The organism is Kitasatospora putterlickiae (assembly GCF_039527695.1).
Classification (GTDB): domain Bacteria; phylum Actinomycetota; class Actinomycetes; order Streptomycetales; family Streptomycetaceae; genus Kitasatospora; species Kitasatospora putterlickiae.
In genome coordinates, this window is the sequence record NZ_BAAAKJ010000053.1 from 5395 (window position 1) to 8792 (window position 3398).

Genomic DNA, 3398 nt, shown 5'->3' on the forward strand with positions numbered 1-3398 from the left:
CGGCGCCGCCGAGCGCCAGCCGCCGGGTCTCGTCCCGGGCGGGGACCGCGGTGGCGGGATCGGGGAGGGTCATCGGGTCCTCACGTCCCCTCACGCGCCGGCGTCCGGTCCGAGTGCGGCGGCGACGCTCGGGTGGATCCGCAGCACGGTGTCCGCTCCGGTGACGGCGAACAGCCGGACGACGGGCGGGCGCGGCCCGGCGATCTCCAGGCGGACGCCGGCCGCCTTGGCCTCCCCTTGGGCCCGCAGCAGGATGTTCAGACCGGTGGAGTCGCAGAACCGCAGGTCGGCGAGGTCGACCAGGATCCGGGCGAGGCCCTCCTCCGGTAGCCCGGCCAGCGCGGCGCGCAGCCCGTCGGCCGAGTCGTGGTCGAGCTCTCCGCCGACGGCGACGATCCGCACCGGTCCGGCGCGGTGCACCGTGACGCGCAGTTCCCCCGGCGGGTAGGCCTCCGGGGTGCGACCCTGACCCGTGTCGTCCGTGCCGCCCATGGCCGCCACGTCCCCCGCACCCCCGGTTTCCCGGGCGTCTCCGGCGTCCCCGGCGTCCCCGGCGTCCCCGGCGGACAGATGCATGGCTGGCTCCCGGTCCGGTCGTAACGGCTCCGTGCCGTTCAGACCATGATGCCGCGCGGCGGTGCGGGCCGCGCGAAGGACGCGGCCCGGCCGGTGCCCGGTCGGGCACGGCGGGTGGGGCGGTCTGCGGGTCCTCTGGTCCACGGCCCGCGTTTGCCCGCTCCCGGCCCGGCTACACGCGGGGAGGGGCCGGTGGATGATCGGGACGGGTGCGGGAGGCGCCCGACGGACAGGACGGAGGCGGGCCGGATGGCACCGGGAGCGCAGCGGGGCGACACCGCCCCGGACCGGACCGGGAGGCAGGAGTCCCCGGAGGAGCGCGCGGACCGCCGCTGGAGCGATCTGCTCCAGGAGGTCCGGGTGGCGCAGACCGGCTCCCAGGTCCTGTTCGGCTTCCTGCTGAGCGTCGTGTTCATGCCGCGCTTCGCCCAGTTGGAGCAATTCGACCGCAATCTCTACGTCGTCACCGTGGTGCTGGGCGCGCTGGCCACCGGCTCGCTGGCCGCGCCGGTCTCCTACCACCGGCTCTTCGCCGGCCGCCGGCTCAAGCCCCAGTTGGTCCAGGCCGCCGCGCGGCTGGTCGCGATCGGTCTGGTGCTGTTGGCGCTCACCATCGGCTCGGCGCTGCTCCTGCTGCTGCGGGAGGCCACCAGCGCCGCCGCGGCCGCCTGGATCACGGGTGTGGTGATGGTCTACTTCGGCGTCTGCTGGCTGCTGCTGCCGGTGTTCCATCTGCTCCGGCACAACGGCCGGGAACGGCGCCCGCCGCCCGGCTGAGCGACACCGGCACCGCGCCGACACCGACACCGAAGCCGGCGCTGATGCTGGCGTTGGCGCTGATGCTGGCGCTGGCGCTGGCGCCGAAACGTTTCGCTCGGGCGTGGGCGGCAACACGCCCGCCATGAGAAGTCACCGCCAACCGCCGCCGCGCACCGTCGTCGTGACCGGGGCCGGGGCCGGGGTGGGCCGTGCCTGCGTGCGGGAGTTCGCCGCCCGCGGCGACCGCCTGGTGCTCACCGGGCGCGGCCGGGCCGGACTCCACGCGGCAGTCTCCGAGGCCGGATCGGTGGGCGCCCCCGCGCTGGCCGTGCCGGCCGACATCGCCGACCCGGAGGCCTGCGAGGGCGTCGCGGCCCGCGCCGAGGAGGAGTTCGGGCCGATCGACATCTGGGTGAACGACGCCTTCGCGGGAGTGTTCGCGCCCTTCGCGGACATCACCGCCGCCGAGTTTCGCCGGGTCACCGAGGTCACCTACCTTGGGTACGTGAACGGGACCCGAGCCGCGCTGCATCGGATGCTGCCCCGCGACCGCGGCACCGTCGTCCAGGTCGGTTCGGCCATCGCCTACCGGGGCATTCCGCTGCAGAGCGCGTACAGCGGCGCCAAGCACGCCCTCCAGGGCTGGCACGAGGCGCTGCGCTGCGAACTGCTCGCCGCCCGCTCGGGCGTGCGGGTCACCATGGTGCAGCTTCCGGCGGTCAACACCCCGCAGTTCGACTGGGTGCTCAACCGGTTGCCCGGGCGCGCCCGGCCGGTGGCGCCGGTGTACCAGCCGGAGCTCGCCGCCCGCGCCGTGCGGTACGCCGCCGACCACCCCGGCCGGCGCGAGTACTGGGTCGGCGCGAGCACGGCCGCCACCCTCGTGGCCAACGCCGTCGCGCCCGGCCTGCTCGACCGCTACCTGGCCCGCACCGGCCGCTCGGCGCAGCAGGAGGACCGGCCGCAGCCCGACGGCCCCGGCAACCTGTGGACGCCGGGCGACGACGTCCTCGACCACGGCGCGCGCGGCCGCTTCGACGACGAGGCCCACGACCGCAGTCCGCAGCTGTGGGCCTCCCAGCACCACGGCCCGCTGGCGGCGGTCTCGGCCGGCCTGCTGGGCGCGGCGGGCGGGGNCCGGCGCCGCGCTGGCCCGCGGATCGCGACGGAGCCGGCCATGACCGCGCACCCGGTCCGCAGGACGGTGCCCACCGTCGGGGTGGAGGAGGAGTTCCTGCTGGTCGACCGCCGCACCCGGCTGCCGGTCGCCCGCGCGCCGCAGGTGCTGGCCGCGGCCGCCACGGTGCTGGACGACCAGGTGCAGCCGGAGATCTTCCAGGTGCAGGTGGAGACCACCAGCCGCCCCGCGCTGCGGCTCAAGGAGCTGGCCGACGACCTCGCCCGGCTGCGCGCCGTCCTGGTGGCCGCGGCCGCCGACGCGGACTGCCTGCTGGTGGCGAGCGGGACGCCGGTGCTGTGCGGGCCGGAACCGGCCGTGCTCACCGACAACCCGCGCTACCGGCTGATGGCGGACCGCTACCCGGCCGCGGCGGACGGCAACGGCGGGGCGCTGTGCGGCTGCCACGTGCACCTGGGCACGCTGGAGCGCGGGCTGGCGCTGGCGCTCGGCAACCGGCTCCGGCCCTGGCTGCCGGTGCTGCAGGCGATCACGGTCAACTCCCCGTTCGACGCGGGCCGCGACAGCGGGTTCGCCAGTTGGCGGGACGTGCGCTGGTCGCGCTGGCCCACCGTCGGCGCGGCGCCTCTGGTGGACGAGCGCGGCTACGAGCGGCGCGCGGACGCCCTGGTCGCGACCGGAACGCTGCTCGACCGCCGGATGATCTACTGGTACACCCGGCCGTCCGAGCACGTGCCGACGCTGGAAGTGCGGGTCGCCGACGTCAGCGCCGACCTGGGGACCGTCCTGCTGCTGGCCGGGCTGCTGCGCGGCCTGGGCGCGGTCCTGCTCGACGAGGCGCGGGCCGGGCTGCCCCCGCCGGCCGTGCCGCACGGCCGGCTGGCGGCCGCCCACCGGCGGGCCGCGCAGACCGGCCCGGTGGGTG

3 protein-coding genes and 1 pseudogene are annotated in these 3398 nt (G+C 76.6%); 3 read left to right on the plus strand and 1 reads right to left on the minus strand.

Annotated features, from left to right (window positions below):
- Positions 1-90: 90 nt before the first annotated feature.
- Positions 91-576, minus strand: a complete 486-nt coding sequence (locus ABD308_RS06195) for an STAS domain-containing protein (protein ID WP_344328252.1) — start codon at positions 574-576, stop codon at positions 91-93.
- Between the two features lie 249 nt (positions 577-825).
- Here ABD308_RS06195 and ABD308_RS06200 point away from each other — a divergent pair, with 249 nt between their 5' ends.
- From ABD308_RS06200 to ABD308_RS06210, 3 genes and pseudogenes are all read left to right on the plus strand, one after another.
- The gene (locus tag ABD308_RS06200) at positions 826-1353 is read left to right on the plus strand and encodes a DUF6328 family protein (RefSeq protein ID WP_344328254.1); all 528 of its coding nucleotides are present in this window, start codon (positions 826-828) and stop codon (positions 1351-1353) included.
- A 124-nt stretch (positions 1354-1477) separates the two neighbouring features.
- A pseudogene (locus tag ABD308_RS06205) lies at positions 1478-2482 on the plus strand (SDR family oxidoreductase); the annotation flags it as partial.
- Between the two features lie 30 nt (positions 2483-2512).
- Positions 2513-3398: carboxylate-amine ligase (locus ABD308_RS06210; RefSeq protein ID WP_344328266.1), on the plus strand; the 886-nt coding region annotated here is incomplete at its 3' end.

What these genes read in the sequence shown, in the direction of transcription:
- ABD308_RS06195 (WP_344328252.1), bottom strand. Translation starts at nt 576, where the DNA reads ATGCATCTGTCCGCCGGGGACGCCGGGGACGCCGGGGACGCCGGAGAC.
- ABD308_RS06200 (WP_344328254.1), top strand. Translation starts at nt 826, where the DNA reads ATGGCACCGGGAGCGCAGCGGGGCGACACCGCCCCGGACCGGACCGGG.